The organism is Lysinibacillus sp. FSL K6-1151 (genome assembly GCF_038630755.1).
Lineage (GTDB): Bacteria > Bacillota > Bacilli > Bacillales_A > Planococcaceae > Lysinibacillus > Lysinibacillus fusiformis_D.
This window is the reverse complement of the sequence record NZ_CP152040.1, coordinates 469,718-491,923: the sequence shown is the minus strand read 5'-3', so window position 1 is coordinate 491,923 and position 22,206 is coordinate 469,718. Positions and strand designations below refer to the sequence as shown.

Annotated in this window: 24 protein-coding genes and 1 riboswitch; of the genes, 12 read left to right on the top strand and 12 right to left on the bottom strand. The window is 37.7% G+C overall.

Annotated features, from left to right (window positions below; translation table 11 throughout):
* Window positions 1–18: 18 nt before the first annotated feature.
* Both MHI04_RS02315 and MHI04_RS02310 read right to left on the bottom strand, forming a co-directional pair.
* Window positions 19–1,548, bottom strand: coding sequence for a CoA-acylating methylmalonate-semialdehyde dehydrogenase (locus tag MHI04_RS02315; protein WP_342504156.1), 1,530 nt, complete (start codon window positions 1,546–1,548; stop codon window positions 19–21).
* Window positions 1,549–1,571: 23 nt separating this feature from the next.
* Window positions 1,572–2,984 carry an amino acid permease gene (locus MHI04_RS02310; RefSeq protein ID WP_058843621.1) on the bottom strand — a complete coding sequence of 471 codons (1,413 nt, stop codon included), beginning with the start codon at window positions 2,982–2,984 and terminating at the stop codon, window positions 1,572–1,574.
* 222 nt (window positions 2,985–3,206) lie between these two features.
* Here MHI04_RS02310 and MHI04_RS02305 point away from each other — a divergent pair, with 222 nt between their 5' ends.
* Window positions 3,207–4,775: a PucR family transcriptional regulator ligand-binding domain-containing protein gene (locus MHI04_RS02305; RefSeq protein ID WP_342504157.1), complete on the top strand. Its 1,569-nt coding sequence runs from the start codon at window positions 3,207–3,209 to the stop codon at window positions 4,773–4,775.
* 51 nt (window positions 4,776–4,826) lie between these two features.
* Here MHI04_RS02305 and MHI04_RS02300 read toward each other — a convergent pair whose 3' ends face one another.
* Together MHI04_RS02300 and MHI04_RS02295 are read right to left on the bottom strand one after the other, a co-directional pair.
* Window positions 4,827–5,621 carry a carbon-nitrogen family hydrolase gene (locus tag MHI04_RS02300; RefSeq protein WP_036117447.1) on the bottom strand — a complete coding sequence of 265 codons (795 nt, stop codon included), beginning with the start codon at window positions 5,619–5,621 and terminating at the stop codon, window positions 4,827–4,829.
* Between the two features lie 270 nt (window positions 5,622–5,891).
* A complete protein-coding gene (locus tag MHI04_RS02295; protein ID WP_036146195.1) occupies window positions 5,892–6,098 on the bottom strand; it encodes a hypothetical protein in 207 nt (68 codons plus the stop codon).
* Window positions 6,099–6,222: 124 nt separating this feature from the next.
* Between MHI04_RS02295 and MHI04_RS02290 the strand changes: the two genes are divergently transcribed.
* On the top strand, window positions 6,223–6,777 hold the full coding sequence (locus MHI04_RS02290) for a hypothetical protein (RefSeq protein ID WP_141903920.1): 555 nt from the start codon (window positions 6,223–6,225) through the stop codon (window positions 6,775–6,777).
* Between the two features lie 112 nt (window positions 6,778–6,889).
* Here MHI04_RS02290 and MHI04_RS02285 read toward each other — a convergent pair whose 3' ends face one another.
* A complete protein-coding gene (locus MHI04_RS02285; protein ID WP_342535317.1) occupies window positions 6,890–7,195 on the bottom strand; it encodes a hypothetical protein in 306 nt (101 codons plus the stop codon).
* Here MHI04_RS02285 and MHI04_RS02280 point away from each other — a divergent pair.
* From MHI04_RS02280 to MHI04_RS02265, 4 genes are all read left to right on the top strand, one after another.
* Window positions 7,177–7,389, top strand: coding sequence for a hypothetical protein (locus tag MHI04_RS02280; RefSeq protein ID WP_141903922.1), 213 nt, complete (start codon window positions 7,177–7,179; stop codon window positions 7,387–7,389). The two genes, MHI04_RS02285 and MHI04_RS02280, sit on opposite strands and share 19 nt — an antisense overlap.
* Before the next feature lie 121 nt (window positions 7,390–7,510).
* Window positions 7,511–7,924, top strand: coding sequence for a hypothetical protein (locus MHI04_RS02275; protein ID WP_342535316.1), 414 nt, complete (start codon window positions 7,511–7,513; stop codon window positions 7,922–7,924).
* Between the two features lie 175 nt (window positions 7,925–8,099).
* Window positions 8,100–8,690 carry a site-specific integrase gene (locus MHI04_RS02270; protein ID WP_342535315.1) on the top strand — a complete coding sequence of 197 codons (591 nt, stop codon included), beginning with the start codon at window positions 8,100–8,102 and terminating at the stop codon, window positions 8,688–8,690.
* Window positions 8,691–8,836: 146 nt separating this feature from the next.
* Complete coding sequence (locus MHI04_RS02265; RefSeq protein WP_342535314.1) at window positions 8,837–10,006, top strand: pyridoxal phosphate-dependent aminotransferase; 1,170 nt, start codon at window positions 8,837–8,839, stop codon at window positions 10,004–10,006.
* Window positions 10,007–10,126: 120 nt separating this feature from the next.
* Here MHI04_RS02265 and MHI04_RS02260 read toward each other — a convergent pair whose 3' ends face one another.
* Entirely contained in the window at window positions 10,127–10,630 is a 504-nt protein-coding gene (locus MHI04_RS02260) for a PPC domain-containing DNA-binding protein (protein WP_342535313.1), read from the bottom strand.
* Between the two features lie 122 nt (window positions 10,631–10,752).
* Window positions 10,753–10,857: riboswitch (SAM riboswitch) on the top strand.
* An 88-nt stretch (window positions 10,858–10,945) separates the two neighbouring features.
* Here MHI04_RS02260 and MHI04_RS02255 point away from each other — a divergent pair.
* The 6 genes from MHI04_RS02255 (at window position 10,946) to MHI04_RS02230 (ending at window position 16,732) form a co-directional block, all read left to right on the top strand.
* Window positions 10,946–11,776 carry a MetQ/NlpA family ABC transporter substrate-binding protein gene (locus MHI04_RS02255; protein ID WP_340812530.1) on the top strand — a complete coding sequence of 277 codons (831 nt, stop codon included), beginning with the start codon at window positions 10,946–10,948 and terminating at the stop codon, window positions 11,774–11,776.
* Between the two features lie 105 nt (window positions 11,777–11,881).
* The gene (locus tag MHI04_RS02250) at window positions 11,882–12,907 is read left to right on the top strand and encodes an ATP-binding cassette domain-containing protein (protein WP_036117457.1); all 1,026 of its coding nucleotides are present in this window, start codon (window positions 11,882–11,884) and stop codon (window positions 12,905–12,907) included.
* Window positions 12,900–13,571 (top strand): methionine ABC transporter permease, encoded by a 672-nt coding sequence (locus tag MHI04_RS02245; RefSeq protein WP_036117459.1) that lies wholly within the window; start codon window positions 12,900–12,902, stop codon window positions 13,569–13,571. The genes MHI04_RS02250 and MHI04_RS02245 overlap by 8 nt, the downstream gene beginning before the upstream one ends.
* Before the next feature lie 13 nt (window positions 13,572–13,584).
* A complete protein-coding gene (locus MHI04_RS02240; RefSeq protein ID WP_058843617.1) occupies window positions 13,585–14,364 on the top strand; it encodes an enoyl-CoA hydratase-related protein in 780 nt (259 codons plus the stop codon).
* Between the two features lie 14 nt (window positions 14,365–14,378).
* Entirely contained in the window at window positions 14,379–15,539 is a 1,161-nt protein-coding gene (locus tag MHI04_RS02235; protein WP_342535312.1) for an alpha-hydroxy acid oxidase, read from the top strand.
* Window positions 15,536–16,732, top strand: a complete 1,197-nt coding sequence (locus tag MHI04_RS02230) for a CoA transferase (protein WP_340833684.1) — start codon at window positions 15,536–15,538, stop codon at window positions 16,730–16,732. The genes MHI04_RS02235 and MHI04_RS02230 overlap by 4 nt, the downstream gene beginning before the upstream one ends.
* A 133-nt stretch (window positions 16,733–16,865) precedes the next feature.
* On the opposite strand, the gene MHI04_RS02225 is transcribed toward MHI04_RS02230, so the two are convergent.
* From MHI04_RS02225 to MHI04_RS02200, 6 genes are all read right to left on the bottom strand, one after another.
* Window positions 16,866–18,062 (bottom strand): glycine C-acetyltransferase, encoded by a 1,197-nt coding sequence (locus tag MHI04_RS02225; RefSeq protein WP_342535311.1) that lies wholly within the window; start codon window positions 18,060–18,062, stop codon window positions 16,866–16,868.
* A 58-nt stretch (window positions 18,063–18,120) separates the two neighbouring features.
* Window positions 18,121–19,197, bottom strand: coding sequence for a nucleotide kinase (locus MHI04_RS02220; RefSeq protein ID WP_036117469.1), 1,077 nt, complete (start codon window positions 19,195–19,197; stop codon window positions 18,121–18,123).
* A gap of 101 nt (window positions 19,198–19,298) precedes the next feature.
* Window positions 19,299–19,934 (bottom strand): YitT family protein, encoded by a 636-nt coding sequence (locus tag MHI04_RS02215; RefSeq protein WP_036117471.1) that lies wholly within the window; start codon window positions 19,932–19,934, stop codon window positions 19,299–19,301.
* Between the two features lie 118 nt (window positions 19,935–20,052).
* Entirely contained in the window at window positions 20,053–20,547 is a 495-nt protein-coding gene (ybaK, locus tag MHI04_RS02210) for a Cys-tRNA(Pro) deacylase (RefSeq protein WP_141903935.1), read from the bottom strand.
* Between the two features lie 24 nt (window positions 20,548–20,571).
* Complete coding sequence (locus MHI04_RS02205) at window positions 20,572–21,297, bottom strand: hypothetical protein (protein ID WP_330493608.1); 726 nt, start codon at window positions 21,295–21,297, stop codon at window positions 20,572–20,574.
* Window positions 21,298–21,594: 297 nt separating this feature from the next.
* Window positions 21,595–22,170 carry a VanZ family protein gene (locus MHI04_RS02200; RefSeq protein WP_231744989.1) on the bottom strand — a complete coding sequence of 192 codons (576 nt, stop codon included), beginning with the start codon at window positions 22,168–22,170 and terminating at the stop codon, window positions 21,595–21,597.
* Window positions 22,171–22,206: the final 36 nt, after the last annotated feature.

Genomic DNA, 22,206 nt, shown 5'->3' with positions numbered 1-22,206 from the left:
CAAACACCCCTCACTATATTAGTTTTTCGCATCATTATTACTTGGGAACGCAAAGGAACTTGTTGTATCCTCCGTTTCATCTGGCCAGCGCTCAGAAATCGTTTTGGCCTTTGTAAAGAACCTTGCCTGATCTGGGCCAAACATATGCCCTTCACCGAACTTAGAACGTTTCCATCCACCAAAGTTATGATAGCCAACAGGGATTGGTATAGGTACGTTCACACCTACCATGCCGACTTCTATTTCCTCTTGGAATTTCCGTGCTGCTGCTCCACTGCTTGTAAACATGGTTACCCCATTGCCAAGCTCATGGTTATTGATTAAATCTATTGCCTCTTGTAATGAGTCCACCCCTACAACAATACGTGCTGGACCAAAGACCTCTTCTTTAAAGATCTTCATTTCCGATGTGACATTATTAAGGAGGGTTGGGCCAAGATAAAAGCCATTTGACGTTTCACATACTTTCGGATTTCTTCCGTCAATCACAAGATTTGCCCCTTCAGTGACTGCCTCATCGATAGAACGAATAATCGTTCTTTTCGACTCTTTAGTGATGACTGGTCCGAAATCGACGTCTTTTTCTGTATAGGGTCCAACCTTTAGTTGAGAGATTTTATTTTTTAATAGTTCCGTAAACCGTTGTTCGGTATCTTTGCCTACAACAAGTGCACCTGAAATCGCCATACAGCGCTGTGATGCTGCACCATACGCTGCTCCTAAAAAGGCATTCGCCGTTTGTTCTAGGTTGGCATCTGGCATCACAATCATAAAGTTCTTCCCACCACCAAATGCCGCAACACGTTTATTGTGCTTTGTTCCTGTTTGATAAATATATTCAGCAACAGGTGTTGAGCCAACAAATGAGATAGCTTGAATCTCTTTATTTTCTAATAGTTCATTGACAGCCTCTTTATCTCCATTGACAACAGTCCAAATGCCATCTGGTAAACCTGCCTCTTTCCATAATTGACTTATATAGAGAGCGGACATCGGTACGCGCTCTGATGGCTTTAATATAACGGCATTTCCTACTGCCACAGCCATGCTTGTAATCGCAAGCGGTACCATAACAGGGAAATTAAATGGTGCGATAGTTGCCACTACGCCGAGTGGTGATTTGGCAGAAAAGGCATTTATATTACCACCTACATTGACTGAGTACTCTCCTTTTAGCATTTGCGGTGCACTGATCGCCATATCAACGGATTCAATACCACGAACGATTTCACCTTTTGCATCGTCCTTTGTTTTACCACTTTCCTGACAAATCACATCGATAAGCTCTTCCTGTTTTTCTACTAACAACTGACGGAATCGATGTAACACTTCTACCCGTTTACCAATTGATCGTTTTTTCCATGCTGGAAAGGCTTCTTTTGCAAGCTGAATAGCATGCTTTACCTCATCTCTTGAAGCAAGTGGTACTGTTGCAATAACCTCTCCTGTTGATGGATTATAAACCTCTGAAAATCGGCCACTTGTACCAGCTACCTCTTCCCCTTGGATAAAATGTGTGAGCGTTTTCATTTCTTGCTGAACTGTCATAATTAGACCACTCCTTTATCGTATTATTGTTCAAAATCGAATTCTTCTTTGCTAAAAATAGAACTTGATTCATCGGGTTGTTTAATCGTCTTTTTCTTTTGAGTAAGCACATAGAAAATCATCACAATAGCGACGACAACGCATGTAAATAAAATTTGTGAGCGCATAGACTCTATAAAGAACATCGCCATTAATAAAGCTGTTGTAGCGAGTATTGTGAAATACGTTAAATAAGGGAAAAACCACATCTTCACCTTTAATAGCTCTAAATTTTCTTGTTCAATCTTGCGTCGCATTCTTAATTGTGAAAAGGCAATGATTAAATAAAGTATTAAAGTAATCGCACTACAAGAGCTCAGTAAAAACATAAAAACTTTATCTGGTGAAACATAATTCATAATGACTGCAATATACGAGAAAAATGTTGCTGCTAAAATGGCATTGACAGGTGCACCCTTTTTGTTTAATTTTAAAAATGCTTTTGGCGCTTCTCCCTTTTCTGCTAAAGAAAATACCATGCGTGATGTTGCATAAAGTGCTGAATTTAAACACGATAGCACCGCTGTTAACACAACAAAATTCATAATTTGTGCGGCAGCAGGAATTCCAATATAATCGAGTACCGCTACATAAGGACTTGTTAAAATATCGGAGGAATGCCAAGGCAATAGCGTTACAACAACCGCTATAGAGCCCACATAGAAAATTAAAATCCGCCAAGTAATGGAATTGGTAGCTTTCGTTACAGCAGCTAATGGTTCATCTGATTCACCAGCAGCAATGGCCACAATTTCTGTTCCCATGAAGGAGAAAATAACAATGACGACACCCATTAGAACAGCACCAAAACCATTAGGTAAAAAACCACCTTGCCCGACTAGATTGGTCATACCTACAGCATTAAAGTTTGGGGCGATGCCAAAAATAATGAAGGCACCAAGACCAAGGAAAACCACTATACTTGCAACCTTAATAAGAGAGAACCAATACTCAAACTCACCAAATGCTTTGACAGAAAGAACATTCGTTAAAGTAAGTGCTACGGTTAGTAACAAACTTAATAGCCATAAAGGCATCCCGTCATACCAATATTGAATAATGGCTGCCGCTGCTGTTGCTTCTAGTGCAATCGCAATGACCCAGAAAAACCAGTACAGCCATCCAATCATAAAACCTGCCCACGGGCCAATGGCTTCATGCGCATAATGTGCAAATGAGCCACTCGTTGGATTAACAGCTGCCATTTCGCCTAGCATACGCATAACTAAAATAACGATAATTCCTGCAAATATATACGATAAAATGGCCCCTGGACCAGCTAAATTAATAACTGAACCACTCCCCATAAATAGGCCAGCACCGATTACTCCTGCAATAGCAATCATCGTCATATGCCGCTTCTTTAACCCTCTTTGTAAATGCGTTTGTTGCTCCATATCTGTCACCCCTTTTAGTAGATTGCTTGATCGCTTACAAAAATTTTACATGTTTCATAACGTTGAAGTAATAGACAAACTGTAAAATTATATACTTTTGTTTTAAACATAATGTAAAATAGACTAAATATTCTTAAAATACTATATCCACGAATTTATAAGAAAATATAAATCATCAAACAGAAAAAATATACAATACATACAACTAAGGGAGGGGCTAAATTGAGTCCGTTTCAACTTAAAGTACTAGATGTTTTGGAAAATAAGTATTTTCATAAGGCAGAGGTTGTGGCAGGTCATGAAGGATTATCAAGGATTATCAAATGGGTACATGTTCTTGAAATCGTACAAGTTGATCATTTTTTAGTTGGTGAGGAGTTAGTATTAACAACAGGAATTAGTCTCCAGCATAGTATCGCTAATTTTACCGCATTTGTAGAAGCCATCATTCAAAAAAATTGTGCTGCTCTTTGTATTGAGTATGGCTCTTATATTCAGACCGTTCCAAAAGCAATACTAGCACTGGCAAACCGGCATCAGTTTCCCATTATTGTTTTTCATGAGGCAGTTCCTTTTGTTCGTATTACGCAGGATTTACATAGCCAAATTATCAATCAGCAATATTTAATGATTTCTTCGCTAGAATCTTATGCACAAGCTTTGAACAAAAATGCTGTCTTAGGACAAAATACAGAAGATATTTTACAAAATATGTATAATGAATTAAAAACACAAATCATGTTTTCCATTAAGGGACGCAATCCTATTTTTTTCCCCAATACGACACACCAAAAACGTCAGCAGCTATTAACATTGAACAAGTCTGCTCAGCAATTTAAACATGGGCCTATTTTTATCTTTGATCAGCATTATGCAAATTTAACACTCTATCGAGAGGATGGACTATTTTCAGAGTTTGAATTATTAATATTAGATCGTACAGCAACGGCGCTGGCACAGCTATTAATGCGAGAGTTTTATATTGAGGAAAAAAAGAATATTGAGGATGCTACAATTTTAGTCGATTGGATTGATCAAAAATTATCTAAGGAAGAAATCTATAAATTTATCGTTACACATTACGCGGGCTATACACAATCTAATGGAGCTGTCTTTATTTTATCCTCTCCTACTACAATGACAAAGACACAGGAGGATATGGTCTATAGTAAGCTTTATTATCGAAATCTCTTTGAGCAACATGGATTTATGCCATTTTTATTCGAAAGAAAAAGCTATATTATTTTTATTTTACTTCATATGAAAGACAGTAAAGCTATTCGTGACATATTGAATAGCATTTTTTCCACACTGCCCAATACCGACTTTTATAAAAAGCAGCAAGCACAAGGTTTTCAAATAGCCGTTGGAAAGGTTGTTTGCGATGTAGAAGAAATTCCTAAAAGCTATCAAACTGCTTTAGAAACTTTATATATTTGCCGCAAAGTGCAAACGTCCTCTTTCTTTTATGATGATTTGCATTTATATCATTTAATCTATAAATTACAAATGCAAGTGAATTTACAGGAAGTGATTTACGATTATTTACAGCCCGTTATTGAGTACGATAAAAAATACAATAGCAAGCTTCTTGAAACATTACAGGTTTATTTACAAACAAATGGCTCCAAGCAGCAAACAGCCAACCAATTATTTATTGTTCGTCAAACACTCTATCACCGCTTAAGAAAGCTTGAAGGTTTACTAGGTGAAAATTTCATGAAAGGACATAACCGCATTACATTAGAATTTATGCTATTGGCAAATTCATTGATTGAGGATAAGGGCTAGAAAAAAGATGGCACGCTCAAAAGATTACTCCCTCTTGAGCGTGCCCCTCTATTAGCCTTTCACGACAACATCATGATATAGTCCTGGTCTACGGTCGTCATAAACTGGAATTCTTCCACGTACTTCATCGACAATAGAAAAATCTACATCAATCACCGCTACTTCTTCATCCTCTGCACCGATCCAAAGTACTTCTCCCCAAGGCTGTATGATCATCGATTGGCCATTAAAGTTTTCTACCTTTTTTGAAATGCGATTAACTGCTATTACAAAACATTGGTTCTCAATCGCACGAGCTTGCAGCAATGTTTTCCAATGATCAATCCTTGGTGTTGGCCACTGGGCTGGTACAAATAATACCTTTGCTCCTTGTAATGCGTGTGCACGTAACCATTCTGGGAAACGAATATCATAGCAAATGACCCCAGCAGCTTCAATATCTCCTAGAGCAAATCGATTCATTTCATCCCCTGCTTCTAAGTAGAGATGCTCATCCATTAAACGGAAAAGATGTGCTTTGCTATATTCCCCTACAAGTTCTCCATTGCGATCAAATGTATACATCGTATTATAAAATTTGTCGCCTTTCTTCGTTGAAACAGAACCACCTACAATATGTACACCAAGTTCCTGTGCTAATTCAGCCAAGAAGGATTTCGTACGTTCACCATCGACATCCGCTAGTTCAGGCAGCTTCTCTAACGCATAGCCTGTATTCCACATTTCAGGCAGCACAATGATTTCTGCTCCTTTTTTTGCCACTTCTCGAATCTTGTCCTCAGCTCGTGCAAAATTTTCTTCTACTTTGCCAAAGCCAACATTTAATTGAATACAACCGATTTTCATAGCCATTCCTCCTCTAGACAATTAACAAAAAAAGTAATACATTTTATAATAAGAGTAAATTTAAATACAAGTGTGTGCAAAAACGTTTGTATAAATGCGTTTTAGATTATTCAATTTTCATTATACTACATCTAAAACCACGCTAATTCATATTTATTCCGATGTTTGGTCGCTTTTTAGTCGCTAGAAGTCGCTTGTTTTTATGAATAAAAAATTAAGACCACCCATCATGGAGTGGTCTTTTTATGTTGTTAAGTACATGTTTCATTATTAATTTTTAATACTCTCTTTTGCCATTCTTTTATAAACGTGAAAATATAATTTTAAACTTACATATATACTATATCCCATTAATGCCCCACCTATTGAGCTAATGTGGAAGCTCCAATCGTCTCTAGAAACATAAATCCCATAATAACTAATTACAGATCCAATTAAAAATAAAAATAAAAAATTAAGAATAATAAACTTTTTCAATTCACAATAACCTCCAACTGTTTTTGATTTAGAATCAAACAAATTTGCAAAAAAATATAATTATGGTAATATATTACTTGTACTTAACCAGTATAATACTATATTAACAAAAGGAGTAATTTATATGTTAAAAAAACCATTTTTTCTATCTTCTGCACTAGTACTTTCTATAAGTCCACTCGCTTCAACATTTACAGCACAGGCTGCGGAGAATAATACTGATTTAACAAATGAGATACCATCAACTGAAATCTTTTCTCAAGAAGAAAATTTAACTTACTTGCCGTTAGAAACGTATATCCATGATAATAACGATTTACAAAGTTTTAGCGTGCAACCACGTGCTACTATGACTATACAAACTGGATATTACATAAAAGAACAAGGTTACCTAACAAATAAACAATTAAGAGATTATGTGGAATACGTAGACAAACAATCAAATACGTTAGGATGGACTTTTCTTATTACTGGATTCATAACTTTAAGTAAAATCGCAATAGCACCAGCAATTTTAATGCAATTTGCTGGAGGTGCAGCAAACTTTGATATAGTTAAGGAACAGGCTTATGCAGGAAAAGGAATGGGATGGGCACATATGTATGCAGATGGCCCTAATACATTAAGTATAATTCCTAGAAGAGATTTTTCTACACTCACAATAAAATATACAAAATAAAATTCCTCTTCCATAATGTCTCTTGAATAGTGCTTTATTTACAGATTCAAACATGAAGATTAAAACTTTTGTTACCACATGACCACCCTAACAAGGTGGTCTTTTTCTTCTATTATATAGCTTCACCAATTTGTTTTAAGATTTGTAAAAATAGTGGACTTAGATTTATCAAGACATATCCTAACCCAGCATTCATAATCATCGACCAAGCCTTTTCGGAATTGCCAAGCATAAAGAAGAAACATGCACCAACCATGATCACTGATGCAATAGGAAAACTAATTGCTACTAATATTTGTACAACTGGATCTAATGCAGTTGCAAGTATCTCTAGAGATTTATCAGCAATGATACCTGTTTGTTGCGGAAAAGTATTAATAGGTATTGTGGAAGGTATTTGTGCTACGACTGGTTCCATTACTTGTTAATCGCTATGAACTTGCAGATTTTCTTAATGTAACAGAGGAATTTTTAGATGCTGCCTTAGAATGGTACAAGAGTAAATATGGATTATGTGTATCTATTGATAATTTCACAGTTTGCTTTGAACCCTTGGGCGTAATTGAATTGTTTGATTGGATTGATAAACCACTCTTAAAATATGGAACGTGATAATTATTTTAGATTACTATAAAAATTTTTCAACCTTAAACAGAACATATATTCCCAAACGTGGTGATTAATATGTGAAACCAATGTAAATTAATTTTATAAAAAAGAAAGGAGCATAATCTTGGCAAGTTATGTAGTATTAGAACCAGCAAAGAATGGGAAACCTCGTATTAAAATAACCGTAGAACTTGGCTATGATGAAGAAACAGGAAAACGCATAAGAAAATATAAAACAGTTACTTTAAACAGTCTTACTGATCGATCAATAAAAAAGGCAATCACTGAATTTGAAATTAAAGTTTCTCAGATGGACATTGAGCAAATTACTGAAACTATTACTTTTGCAGAATTTCGTCAACGTTGGATAGACAATTATGTACGGCTTGATCTGTCCCCAGCTACAAAATCTCACTATTTAAGAATTTTAAATACTGGAACATTTGATAGATTTGACAATATAAAAATGAAAAAAATAAAGAAGTTTCATATAGTTGAATATTTCTCTGAGAAAAAAAGGAAGGACGGAAAAATTTAAGTAATAAATTTAGTCTCTTAAAAAGTATTTTTGCAAAAGCTATTGAATGGGAGGTTATTAATGAAAACCCAATGAACGGTATAAAAGCGCCTCGCGTAGAGCCTCGAAAAAAAGAATTGCAATTTTATGATTCTGACCAATTATCTCAAATGTTAGAGCGATAAACGTTCTTAATTTGAAATACCGTGTAATATACAAACTTGCATGTTTGGTAGGGTTAAGAGAGTCAGAAATAACAGCCATTCGATTAGAAAAGATTAACTTTGTAAATAACACAATTTTAATCGGTCAAGCTTTGAAGTACGATACTGAAGGAAAATCCGAATTAGTTTTAGGACCAACTAAAAATAAAAAGTCTCGAATTGTTAATGTCCCTGAAAAGTTTATGAATGAAATTAAAGAGCAAGTGCAAGCTCAAAAGAAATTGAAAATTAAATCAGGACATGCATGGAAGCCTATGAAAGATGAAGATGGAAAAGATATAGATTTTTTAGTTACATCGCAAATTGTTTTAGGATACCCTATTCTCCCCTCATCTCTTGGCTCAACATGGCACCGACATGCTAAAAAGCTTGGACTTCCTAAGTTGAACTTCCATGCATTAAGACATTCATGTGCATCTTATCTATTGAGTAATGATGCTAATTTTAAAATCATACAAGAACAATTAGGACACAGTGACGTAGGATTGACAATGAATACTTATAGCCATCTGACTAAAGAAGATAAACAAACAGCTATCGAGTTATTTAATAAGATTCTGTAATTTAGTCGCTTTTTGGTCGCCTGTGGTTTTTTAGAGCATTTCAATCCTTTGTTTATAAAGGGTCTAGACAATTAACAAAAAAAGTAATACTATTTGCTTCATATTCTTCAATAATAATTATTATATTCTGAAAAGGGTGATCATGCATGGAATTCTCTAAAAAACTACAGCAACTACCCACTCAATTTTTTACAGCGTTAGTTCAAAAAGTAAATAATGCCTTAGAAGAAGGTCGCGATGTCATTAATCTTGGTCAAGGAAATCCCGATCAACCAACGCCCCCTCATATCATTCAAGCATTACAGGAGGCGGCTGAAAATCCACAAAATCACAAATATTCACCATTTCGCGGTATCACTGAATTACGCCAAGCAGCTGCCGACTATTATAAACGTGAATATAATGTGAATCTAAATCCTGACACAGAGGTAGCGATTCTTGGCGGGACAAAAATTGGTCTCGTTGAGCTACCTTTAGCCGTATTAAATCCAGGTGATACGATGCTCTTACCAGACCCTGGCTATCCAGATTACTTATCAGGTGTCGTATTAGGTGATGTCCATTTTGAAGTGATGCCACTTTTAGCTGCAAATGATTTCTTACCTAATTATCATGCATTACCTGATGAAGTGAAAGAGAAGGCGAAGCTACTTTACCTAAATTACCCAAACAACCCTACAGGTGGTACAGCAACACTTGCATTTTTTGAAGAGACCGTTCGCTTTGCGAAGGAACACAATATTATCGTATCACATGATTTTGCTTATGGGGCAATAGGATTTGACGGTAATAAACCTATTAGCTTCCTACAAGCTGAGGGGGCAAAAGAAGTAGGAATTGAAATGTATACACTCTCCAAAACTTATAATATGGCAGGCTGGCGTATAGGCTTCGCTGTCGGTAATGCCGACATTATTGCTGCCATTAATCTAATTCAGGATCATCTGTTTTGTAGTCAATTCCCTGCTATTCAACAAGCAGCAGCAACGGCACTTACAGCTTCCCAAGAATGTGTGGATGAACTGCGAGCTACCTATGAAGGTCGCCGCAATGTACTCATTGAAGAAGCTCAAAGAATTGGTTGGCATGTAACGGCTCCAAAAGGCTCCTTCTTCGCATGGCTCCCTGTACCATTCGGCTATACTAGCGAGCAGTTTGCCGATTTATTATTGGAAAAGGCTGATATCGCTGTAGCAGCAGGCAATGGCTTCGGCCGATATGGCGAAGGCTATATCCGTGTTGGTTTACTTGTTAGCGAGGAACGCTTACGTGAAGCAATCCATAGAATCGAACAATTACAATTATTCAACCCTTAACCATGACATGAGGCTGGGACAAAAGTAAAAATGTTAGACCGATTATAAGCTCGGTCTAACATTTTTTAATTCAGGAAGGAACATGCAGCTTAGTGAAAAGAAAAAGTTAGTACATTTTCGCTATTTTTCAATTTTCCTTGGCTGCTGTAAACCGTGTTCTAATGGATAAAATTGAACATGGCCTGTTTCTTCATCAAATTTCCGAAAGTGCTGGATGCCTTGAACCTCAGCTAGCACTATGTCAGCCGTAATGACAGGGTTCCCCCTCTTCATTAAATGCCCCCCTGACACAACGCCCCATTGATCACTCATAGAACCATGGAAATGTGTTTCATATCCCCCATCGCGCTTACATACTACGCCAGAGCCTTGGATCAATTCAAGTGGCCCTTCTTTTTTTATGACATCGCTAAAACTTACGTTAATCTGAGATGTTTCATCAGGTACTAAATAAACAAAGCTACTCTTTTGAAGGCTACCTATACAGCTAACAATTGTTGCTGACTCAATATGGTTCTCCTCACAAAGTGCCTCCATTCCTTCAATAATGTCTGTACCCATTAGCAATCGAGCACTTACAACCTTGCCAAATGAACCTATACCATAATTAACTCTTACAGACATTGCTATCCCTCTTTCATGACGAAATATTATAATAATATAAAAAATTTTAAAAATATTTATTGACTTACTATAACCTATAAATTATATTAGTTCTATCGGAATTACAAAAAAATATGATAAATCTCTTATCAAGAGTAGCTGAGGGACTGGCCCTATGAAGCTCGGCAACCTCCTTTTAGAAGGAAGGTGCTAAATCCTGCAAACGATTATCGTTTGATAGATAAGAGAGGACATTTTTTCATGAGCCTCTCTTAGTTTGTAAGAGAGTTTTTTTATTTTCAAAAACCGATAAAAACAATCTTGGAGGTAGTTTTCATGAAAAAGAAAAATAAATTTTTAGTAGGTTTAGCAAGTCTTACATTAGCAGCAGCTCTAGCAGGTTGTGGCTCTAAAGAAGAGAGTAAAGGTCAAGCTGAAGCAATTAATGAAAATAAAATCGTCGTAGGTGTCACATCTGGTCCACACGAACAAATCGCAGAAGTTGCAGCGAAAGTAGCCAAAGAAAATGGGCTAGAAGTAGAGCTTAAATCATTTTCTGATTATGTTTTACCTAATACATCTTTATCTGAAGGTGATCTTGATGCAAATAGCTATCAACACGAGCCTTTCCTCGATACGTTTAATAAAGATCATGATACAGATTTAGTAACAGTAGGCAAAACGATTTTAAATCCAATGGGTATTTACTCTGAAAAATATAAATCCTTTGAGGACATTCCAGATGGTGCAACGTTTGGTTTACCAAATGATCCAACAAATGGTGCTCGTGCCCTCTTTGTTTTACAGGAAGCAGGCTATATAAAATTAAAAGATGGGGCAGATTTAACAGCCTCTATCCGTGATGTAGAAGAAAACAAAAAGAATTTAAAATTCATCGAATTAGAGGCAGCTCAAATTCCTAAGCAGCTTAGTGAAGTAGATGTAGCAGCTATTAATACAAACTTCGCATTGGAAGCTGGCATTAATCCTAAAGATGACGCTATTCTTTTAGAATCTACTGACTCTCCATATGTGAACTATATTGTGGTACGTGCAGAAAATGAAAATGACCCAACAATTAAAAAGTTCGTTGAGGCTTACCAATCTGATGAAGTACGTCAATTCATTGAAGAAGAATTCAAAGGTTCAGTAATCCCTAGCTGGTAATACATTCAGGAAGCTTCTAGTAGCTGAAGAATCTGCCGAAATTCCTCTATGGAAAACGAGCAGATTCTTGCTTTTTAGGAGCTTGAGAAAGGAGCAATCAATCGGATGATTCAATTACAAAATATCTCAAAAGAATATAAGACGAAAAAAGACATCATTAAGGCTGTAGATGGAATCAATCTCCATGTAAAAAAAGGACAAATTCATGGTGTGATTGGCTATAGTGGTGCAGGTAAAAGTACACTCATTCGTTGCGTCAATCTACTAGAGCGACCTACAGCTGGAAAAGTGTTAATCGACAATGTGGACATTACTGCCCTTTCTCTTCATGAATTACGGCAAACACGCCAAAAAATCGGGATGATTTTCCAACATTTTAATCTATTAAAAACGGCAACCGTTTACCATAATATTGCTGTTCCTTTAAAGCTACTTGGCTATAACGAGAAAGAGGTAAAAAACCGTGTGGCTAAATATGCTGAAATTGTTGGATTAACAGACAAACTAGACAGCTACCCTAACCAACTTTCAGGTGGGCAAAAGCAACGTGTTGCTATTGCACGTGCCTTGGCACAGGAACCAGAGGTTCTACTTAGTGACGAAGCAACAAGTGCACTCGACCCTGAAACAACCGAAGCCATTCTTGAATTGTTGTTAAAAATTAACCGTGAATTAGGCATTACGATCCTGCTGATTACACATGAGATGAATGTCATTCAGAAAATATGTGATGAGGTTTCTGTTCTTGAGTCCGGAAAAGTGGTGGAATTTGGTACGGCTATTGAACTTTTTGCTAAACCGAAGCATCCTACAACGAGAAAGTTTTTAAATACGATTTCACAACGTAATTTATCCCCTTCCCTGATCGAGCAGTTAAATGTTTCAGGCAGTGTCATTCGTTTAACCTTCCTAGGTGAAAGTACTGGTAAGCCATTACTAGCAGAAGTTACGAAAGTGTATGATGTACAACCAAATATTTTAACGGCAAATATTATTGAATTAAAAAACGGCATTGTTGGTAACATTGTGGTGCATTTACATGGAGAACTTCACATTGTCCAAAAGGCACTCACATATTTTACGGAAAATGGCGTCGCGGTGGAAGAATTAGGAGGCGAATTCAATGAGTAGTATTCAAAGCTTTTTTACAGATTGGTCAGATGTAATTGGCAAATCAATTATCGAAACATTTCAAATGGTCGGAATTTCTTTATTGTTTTCCATTCTCATTGGGATTCCATTGGGGCTATTAATCGTATTAACACGACCAGGTCAATCCTTTGACAATAAATTTTTATATCAATTTTTTAATTTAGTCATCAATATTATACGTTCTGTTCCATTCATCATTTTATTATTCTTCATCCTACCTTTTACTAAGCTGATCGTCGGCACAACAATTGGGGTTAAAGGTGTTATCGTTCCGCTAGTTGTCTATACAGCTCCTTATATTGCTCGACTGATGGAATCTGCGCTATTAGAGGTGGATTCGGGAGTGGTAGAAGCCTACACAGCCATGGGTATTAAACGTCGCCATATTATTTGGCATGTGCTATTACGTGAAGCTCGTCCATCTATTATTTTAGGCTTAACAATTGCCACAATTGGTTTAATCGGTGCTACGGCTATGGCAGGAATGGTTGGTGCTGGAGGTTTGGGTGACCTCGCCTATCGTTATGGTCATTTACGCTATGAGGTCGATGTTATGTATGCAACTGTCTTTATCTTAATCATTCTTGTGCAAAGCATTCAATCCATCGGCAACCGCTTCGCTGCGAAATTGAAAAAGGATTAAGAGGAGAATGACAATGACAACTGAAATTTATGTAGAGAAAAATGGTTATATTGCAACGTTAGTGTTAAACCGACCTGATAAACGGAATTCCTTATCAAAGGCGATGTTTCAGAACATAGTAGAGCAACTTGAGCAGCTACGTGTAGATTCTTCTATTAAGCTCTTAATTGTCCGTGGCGTTAATGAAGTAGCCTTTTCATCTGGTGCCGATATTAGCGAGTTTTTAGATATTCGTTATGCCGCGGACAATGCCAAAGCCTATAATGATTTGGCTCTAAAGGCGATTGATACCCTCTATAAATTTCCTCACCCGACGATTGCTATGATTCAGGGTTTAGCCATTGGTGGTGGCTTAGAACTAGCCAACGCATGTGATTTTAGAATGGCGACACCAAAGAGTAAGCTTGGCATCACAGCGGCGAATATTGGTATTGTCTATAATCTTGAAAGTACAAAGCGTCTCATCAATCTTGTTGGTGTTGCCAAGGCGAAAGAGATTTTATACACAGCCAACATTTTTACAGCACAAGATGGAAAAAACATCGGTTTAATCACAGCCTTACATGAGCCAGAGGATATTGAAAGTGCCACGCTGCATTTTGCTGAACATCTATTAAGTAAATCCTCCATTGCAAACGCAGGCATCAAAAAAATGATCCAAGCAATTGTAGATGGTGAAAACGAAGAAAGCGATGAGCTGGCACAGATCGTTCTTAATTCATTTAGTTCAGATGATTATAACGAAGGTATTCAAGCCTTCTTAAACAAAAGAAAGCCTATTTTCAATAAATAAGTGAGGTAGTAACGATGACAAACATAACTGATGGTGATCTACTCTTAAAAAATATTACTGCACAAGCCCCCTTCCCCATTTGCTTTGCAGATTTAGAAAAGGCCGTAGCGGAAAAAATCGAAGCTGGACCTTTTGGCTATATCCGTTCAGGTGCTGGTGGTGAACAAACACTGCGCAATAATCGTGCAGCTTTCGAAAAGTATTCTATAGTTCCTCGCTTTTTAAAGGATGTTTCAAATGTTCAAACATCGATTAATTTGTTTGGTAAAACATACCCAACTCCATTGCTCTTTGCTCCCGTCGGCATGAACGGAATGGTTCATGATGAAGGTGAGCTTGCTGTAGTACGTGCTGCCGAGCATTTAAACATGCCCTATATTCAAAGCACCGTTTCCACTTATGCACTTGAAGAAGTTGCTCAAGCTGCTCCTTCTGCAACAAAATGGTTTCAATTATATTGGTCTACTAATGAAGAAATCGCTTTTAGTATGGTGGCACGAGCGGAGGCAGCCGGATTTGAAGCGATTGTCTTAACTGTCGATACAGTAATGCTTGGTTGGCGTGAAGAAGATGTCCGCAATCAATTTTCACCATTGAAGCTAGGCTATGCACGAGGCAATTATATGAATGATCCCGTTTTTACAGCCACTTTACCTGATGATTCATTCGAGTCCTACGTACAAGGTGTCTTGCAAAATGTCTTCCACCCAACACTTAATTGGAAGCATGTTCGAGAATTAAAAAAGCGTACAAACCTTCCTATACTATTGAAGGGAATTTTACATCCTGAAGATGCGAAGCTAGCTATCGACAATGGTATTGATGGCATTATTGTATCAAACCACGGTGGCCGTCAATTAGATGGTGTTATTGGTTCACTTGATGCACTTCCTGCTATTGCGAAAGTTGTGAATGGACAAATTCCTATTATTTTAGATAGTGGTGTCTATCGTGGCATGGATGCTTTAAAAGCACTTGCTTTAGGAGCGGATGCCGTTGCAATCGGACGCCCTTTCGTCTATGGGCTAGCCCTTGAAGGACAACAGGGCGTCGAAAAGGTGATGACCAATCTTTATGATGAATTAAAGGTTTCCATCGCTTTAGCAGGTGCAACCTCTATCAAAGGATTACGCAACATCACATTAGTCAAACACGATGGGACTGTGGTTAAATGAAACAAGCATTACAAGGATTAAGAGTTGTTGATTTATCGCAAGTATTAGCTGGTCCTTATTGCACGATGGTCTTAGCAGATATGGGTGCAGAGGTTATCAAAATTGAGAAGTATCCAAATGGAGACGATACCCGTACAATGGGTCCTTTTATAAATGAAGAAAGCCATATGTATATGATGGTCAATCGCAATAAGAAAGGGGTTTGTATTAATTTAAAAACGCCAGAGGGATTAGCTTTATTTAAAGAACTTATCCAATCTGTTGATGTCCTTGTGGAAAACTATCGACCAGGTGTCACAAAAAAGCTTGGTATTGATTATGACACATTAAAAGCTATCAATCCTGGTCTTATTTATTGCTCTATTTCAGGCTATGGACAAACGGGTCCGTATAGTCAAAAGGGTGGCTATGATATTATGGCACAGGGTCTGAATGGTTTAATGCATATGACGGGTGAAGCGGATGGTCGACCTGTAAAAGTCGGCTTTGCCGTGAATGATATTGCTGCTGCTCAAACAGCATTACAATCTATTTTAATGGCCTATATTTATAAGCTGCGTAGTGGCGAGGGGCAATATATTGATGTTTCCTTAGTGGAATCAGGTCTAGCATGGACTGTATGGGAGGCCGCTGCTTACTTTGGACATGGCGAACTACCGGAGCGGACTGGAACAGCACATCGGGTATCCGCCCCCTATCAAGGTTTCAAAACGCAGGACGACTATATTTTAATAGGTGCTGGCAATCAAAAGCTATGGGAGATTTTTGCAACAAAAGTTATCAACCGACCTGATTGGTTAGACAATCCCCTCTTTGCTACCAACTATTCACGTGCCCAACATGTGAAAGTACTGGAGGCAGAAATTGAGAGCGAATTAATCAAGCATCAAGCTACTTACTGGCTAGCGCTATTGGATGAACACGGCGTACCCTCTAGCCCAATCTATTCCTACGATCAAACATTAAATGATCCACATATTCTAGAGCGTGGCATGGTCTTGTCCTATGAGCACCCAACTGCAGGACCGATGCGTACATTAGGCTTCCCAGCCAAGTTCTCACAAACACCAGGTCACCTAACAAGTGCAGCTCCTACTTTAGGACAACATAATGAGGAGATTTTACAGGCTTTGAATATCTCCGCTGAAGACATTCAGCAATTAAGAACAGCCAAAATTATAGGTTCGAAATAAAGCTATCGACTACTTTCAGGTGGCTATCGATCAGTTATGAGCTGCTATCGACTATTTTTTCACTTTTATCCACCACTTTCAACTTTCTATCACACAAAAAGGCTTCCCCATCCATGAGGAAGCCTTTTTCTTATTAAATAACGCCTAATTCACGACCAACTTTTTCGTAAATCGCAATCGCATCATCCAGCATTTCTTTTGTATGTGCCGCTGTTGGCATATTACGAACACGTCCTGTACCTTTTGGCACAGTTGGGAAAACAATTGATTTTGCATAAACGCCTTCTTCAAAAAGACGTTTTGAAAATTCCTGTGTCAGCTTTTCATCCCCAATGATACAAGGCGTAATCGGTGTTTCAGATGCACCGATATTAAAGCCAAGCTTCTCCAGTCCAGCTTTTAAATAGTTGCCATTATCCCAAAGCTTATCGTGCAGCTCTGTTGAATCAATCAGCATTTGTACAGCTGCTGTAATGGCTGCTACATCACCAGGTGGTAGAGCTGTTGAGAATAGGAATGGACGAGAGCGAACTTTCAGCCAATCAATTAAATTTTTCTTACCTGCTACATAGCCACCCACAACACCAATAGCTTTTGATAGTGTACCAATTTGGAAGTCAATTTCTTTTTCTAATCCAAAATGCTTCACAGTTCCTTTGCCTTTACCTGTTACACCTGAACCATGTGCATCATCGACATACGTAATTAAATCAAACTCTTTAGCAATTTCCACAATCTCAGGTAATTTAGCAATATCACCATCCATTGAGAATACACCATCTGTTATGACCATGATTTTATTGTATAATCCTGATTCTTTAGCTGCTTTTGCCTTAGCACGTAGATCATCCATATCGGAGTGATTAAACGCAATGATTTTCGCCTTTGATAAACGACAACCATCAATAATAGAGGCATGGTTTAATTGATCAGATAGAATCGCATCATTTTTATCCATTACAGCTGAAATGGCTGCCATATTACAATTAAAGCCAGATTGATAAGAAATAGCCGCTTCTGTTCCTTTAAATTCAGCAAGCTTTTCTTCTAATTTAACGTGCAAATCAAGTGTCCCGTTGATTGTACGAACAGCACCTGCACCAACACCGTATTTATCAATTGTCTCTTTGGCAATACGCTTTAATTCTTCATTTGTTGCTAAGCCAAGATAGTTGTTAGAGGATAAGTTAACAAGATTTTTGCCACGGACTTGAATAATCGGGCCATTAGCTCCCTCTACTGGATCAATTTCATTGTATAAGCCTTGTTCATGTAAGGCTTGTAGGTTTTCATCTAAAAATGCATTCAATACTTTTGACAAGCGTATCATCCTTTCCTAGGAAAACTGTTCTAGCTCCTAGTTTAGCACATGCAAGCCATTAGCTACATTACTTTGTTAATCTTTCGAATAATGGCGCTGTTTTTTCACGCCATAAGGATGCGGATAGACAATTATCCACTAGACGGCGGATTGTATATTCGGCTTCAGCATAACGCTTTGAATGACCCATTGCATCCTGGATAGCTTCTTTGTAGTGTGCTCGAACTGCCTCAATTGCTGTTTCTGCCTCCTCTGAAAGTGCACAATGTTGCCCAATATCAAAAATTTTGTCCCCTAATCTACCATCCTGTGGATCAAAGACATGGGGCTCTGTGCTATCAAAGATACAGAAATTAAGCTCTGGAATAATGACCATATCCACTGAACCTGCATCTAAACCACACCATATAATTTGTGCATCAAGACCTCTAGCATTGGCCTCATCCGCTAAACCCTTCATTAATGAAGACTTACCTGTACCAGGCTTACCTTTAATCATGAAGCGAGTCGTTATACTTTTTGTAATACTTTCAACTGTATTTTCCGCACCTCTAGGCGTTAGTGTTCCAAGTAAACGATGTGTCCGTATACCCGTTTTATTTAAAACAATTGACTGGAACACTTCTGTCTTTAAATTTTCCACTTGTTCATTTAATGCCTGCCAGTTCATACAGCTTTGCGTGATAATCTCCCAGTCATCATGAAGCTTGATTGCCTGATCCAGCTTTGCAATACATTTTTCACGCCAAGTTGCACGCTCCTGCATCGCCTCAGCAAGCTGCTCCCCAACCTTTTCAAGCTGTACTTCCTCTAAACAATCATAAAAGGACATGACGCGATGCTTTGTACCGAGTAAAGTTGGCTCGATATTCCATTCAGAGGCCCATACAAAAAGTCTGTTACAGCCCTTTACATAAACGGCCTCAACTACTTCCTCTAATAAAGCATGCTTAAACCATTCGACTGCAAAGCCCTGCTTCACATAAAAATACCCTAGCTCTTTTAACAGCTCTGATCCTTTAAATGTGGGGGCACCTTGCAAAAAGTAAACAAGCTCCGCCTCTTCTATCATCTCTTTATATAAATGTTTCACACCTTGCCCAGTCAATGCGTGTCCAAAATAATACGTTACATTTCCATTCAAATGTCGTTCCTCCTTTAGCTTCTGCCCTGCATTATATGAAAGAACGCTAAAAAAGATGAAAAGCTACTTCTATCTTTTACAGATCTAAGTAGCTTCATCGTTTAATAGAATGGCTTCATTCCTTCTATATGCCCAATACATTTCATTAATATTTTACGACAATACGGTAATGAATATTGCACAATATAGCCTGAGGTTAGAGCGATTAATACCGTCCCTACGCCAACTGGTCCTCCTAAAAGCCAGCCAACAATGGTCACCAGAACTTCGATGCCCATTCTGGCTGTTTTAATCGAGCCACCAAACTTTTCAACAAGTATCATCATTAAAGTATCTCGTGGACCTGCACCCATATTCGGTGCAATATACATCCCACAGCCAAAACTTAAAACAAATAAACCAATGATAAAATATGTAATCTGCAAGCCATAAACATCAGTAGATGGCAGCACCAAATTAAATACATCAATGAAGGAGCCGATGAGCAGCATGTTCAGCCAAGTGCCTATCTTTGGCCATTCACGTAACACAATCGATGTTGAAGCAACTATAAAGAGCCCTGTTATAATAGACCATGTCCCAATACTTAACCCAAAATTTTGAAATAACCCAACATGCAAGACATCCCAAGGGCTTGTGCCAACAATTTTCCCCTTTATCGACATCGTGATGCCAAGTGACATCACAATTAGGCCACTAATAAAAAATGTCCAACGCCACCCCATTATCTTACGCATTTCCTATCCCTCTCTCTATGCATGATATTGCTCTAACTGTATCACATTTTCTATAAAAAATTGAGAGACTGCGCTTGTACTTGATTGTCCATTATACATAAAGAAACTACCCATTCTCTCACACATGGGTAGTTGTAATAGGGGCAAGCTGTGCCTTTGTCATATTTTTCAAGTCGTCTAGCTGAACATGGATTTGCATACCTATTTTCCCCGCACTCACAATAATACTATCTTGCCCTAGGGCAGATTCATCTATTACTGTTGGATATAACTTCTTCATCCCCACTGGTGAACATCCGCCACGTACATAACCGGTATAACCAAGTAAATCCTTTACCGCTAGCATTTCGATTTTCTTTTCCCCTACTACCTTTGCGGCAGCTTTTAAATCCAGCTCCTCTGCCACTGGAATGATAAATACAAATAGCTTTTGTGCGCTTGCCTTTGCTACCAATGTTTTAAACACACGCGTGACAGGGTGACCAATTTTTTCTGCAACAGAGACACCATCAACTTGACCGTCTCCCGTTTCATATTCAATCACATCAAAATGGATTTTTTGTTGTTCTAATAATCGAATTGCATTTGTTTTCGCATGCTTTGCCTTTGCCATGTCAATAATCTCCTATCTACAGCATCAGGCTATCAAAGAGAACATAGAGTCCGTGTCTGGACGATAGCCATTTTTCGTCATTTGAACATGAGCCGCATATTTTTCCGATACCTGATGGAATGTTCTTAATTTAAATGCAGTCTCATAGTTCTTACCGAAAATTGTATCTGCAAATGGATCCAATTTCAATTCCTTCGAGAAACGTTCAGGAACCTTCACTTCCATGATGTCACGTACAAAGGATGGTTCTTCTTCACCTATTTTGCCCTCTTCAGTATACGAATCGTTTAATATATGTTGTATTTGCGCATTCACGCTTTGTGCCACCTGTAAATCTTGAGGAGAAGGCTCTGTCGATGCTAATGCGGCATGTCGCACCTGCTCTAAAATTTGCAATGTGTCATTTTGCTCTGGATTGACGACAGTAGAAGATTCTGCGCTATCACTAGTACCTTCTTTATAGGATCGCTCATGAGCACGTACATTCTTTTCTGTTTGTCGCAAGTCTTCCATTATGGCTTGCTGTTGAGGAGTAACTTCTTTTGACTTTTCTTGTTGCTGCTCAAATAAGTCTTGATCGGTACGCCCTAACAGTAGATTTTCAAGTTCAAGCAATGCTGGGTTTTTCTTTGGCTGGAAATACATCGCATTTTTGCGATAAGCTTCTCCGGCTTCTTTTCGTTGCAAGATTTTTTTACGATTATATTGCGATGAAATTCTCTCTTGCTCCCTTAAATTTGATATTTTCATAGTTTTCACCTCGCCCTTCTATCTTCATATGCTAATAAGATACTAGATATGAAAATATCTTCTTTCACTATATCTATACCGTCTGAACAGTTTCTGTACACTCATTATCGGAATTTTCACTATTAAATTCAAGCAAAAATTAATACTAACCACCTAAAGAGATACTAATTATTTTTAGTGCTAGGTATAAAGACTCTATTTTTAAGCGTATAATCCATACATTCATTTTACAGTAAGCATTCTTTAAACAAAATTTTTATTAACGCAAAAAACAGCCCTTAAAACAGGACTGCTTTCTCATTTTTTAGGTCTAATTAAGATCCCTTTATAAGCTATATAGCCAAGCCATGCGCCAATCGTATTCAAAATTAAATCATCAATATCCGCAGAACCCACTGTAAAAATGAATTGAATGGTTTCTACAGCAAGACTAGCAAAAAAGCCCAAACAAATAATGACCCATGCTTTGCGAAATTTTTTCGACAATAATGGCAATAAAAAACCCATTGGCGTAAAAATTAATAAGTTGCCAAGAAGGTTAACGATTATGATATCCCAATTAAAATATTGAGAGTAGTTTATATAGCGGAGAATCGTTTCAAAGGGAACAAAATTAGTAGTTAGTCGCCAACTACTATAATCAAACAAACCTAAGTCGCCGATAGAATAATCGCCTTGCAATAAAACAACTACTACATTTACTAAGCGATCAATGACCAATTTATAAAAAGCTATAAATGAATAGATGCTAAATAAGATCCACCCCATGACCTTGAGGGGCAAATAATATGTATCAATGACATCTCGATACGGTAATGGGAGCTTGGCATTACCGTGAACATCCGTTATGTTGTTTTTAGACAAGCTTAACACCCACTTCCCTTTATTCCTTCCCATATTTTAATATGC

Bases quoted from the DNA above. Each gene is read 5' to 3' on its own strand.
- MHI04_RS02240 (WP_058843617.1), top strand. From the start codon at position 13,585: ATGACAACTGAAATTTATGTAGAGAAAAATGGTTATATTGCAACGTTA.
- MHI04_RS02265 (WP_342535314.1), top strand. From the start codon at position 8,837: ATGGAATTCTCTAAAAAACTACAGCAACTACCCACTCAATTTTTTACA.
- MHI04_RS02235 (WP_342535312.1), top strand. From the start codon at position 14,379: ATGACAAACATAACTGATGGTGATCTACTCTTAAAAAATATTACTGCA.
- MHI04_RS02245 (WP_036117459.1), top strand. From the start codon at position 12,900: ATGAGTAGTATTCAAAGCTTTTTTACAGATTGGTCAGATGTAATTGGC.
- MHI04_RS02225 (WP_342535311.1), bottom strand. From the start codon at position 18,062: ATGATACGCTTGTCAAAAGTATTGAATGCATTTTTAGATGAAAACCTA.
- MHI04_RS02230 (WP_340833684.1), top strand. From the start codon at position 15,536: ATGAAACAAGCATTACAAGGATTAAGAGTTGTTGATTTATCGCAAGTA.
- MHI04_RS02300 (WP_036117447.1), bottom strand. From the start codon at position 5,621: ATGAAAATCGGTTGTATTCAATTAAATGTTGGCTTTGGCAAAGTAGAA.
- MHI04_RS02260 (WP_342535313.1), bottom strand. From the start codon at position 10,630: ATGTCTGTAAGAGTTAATTATGGTATAGGTTCATTTGGCAAGGTTGTA.
- MHI04_RS02310 (WP_058843621.1), bottom strand. From the start codon at position 2,984: ATGGAGCAACAAACGCATTTACAAAGAGGGTTAAAGAAGCGGCATATG.
- MHI04_RS02290 (WP_141903920.1), top strand. From the start codon at position 6,223: ATGTTAAAAAAACCATTTTTTCTATCTTCTGCACTAGTACTTTCTATA.
- ybaK (WP_141903935.1), bottom strand. From the start codon at position 20,547: ATGGCAAAGGCAAAGCATGCGAAAACAAATGCAATTCGATTATTAGAA.
- MHI04_RS02255 (WP_340812530.1), top strand. From the start codon at position 10,946: ATGAAAAAGAAAAATAAATTTTTAGTAGGTTTAGCAAGTCTTACATTA.
- MHI04_RS02205 (WP_330493608.1), bottom strand. From the start codon at position 21,297: ATGAAAATATCAAATTTAAGGGAGCAAGAGAGAATTTCATCGCAATAT.
- MHI04_RS02315 (WP_342504156.1), bottom strand. From the start codon at position 1,548: ATGACAGTTCAGCAAGAAATGAAAACGCTCACACATTTTATCCAAGGG.
- MHI04_RS02250 (WP_036117457.1), top strand. From the start codon at position 11,882: ATGATTCAATTACAAAATATCTCAAAAGAATATAAGACGAAAAAAGAC.
- MHI04_RS02285 (WP_342535317.1), bottom strand. From the start codon at position 7,195: ATGGAACCAGTCGTAGCACAAATACCTTCCACAATACCTATTAATACT.
- MHI04_RS02215 (WP_036117471.1), bottom strand. From the start codon at position 19,934: ATGCGTAAGATAATGGGGTGGCGTTGGACATTTTTTATTAGTGGCCTA.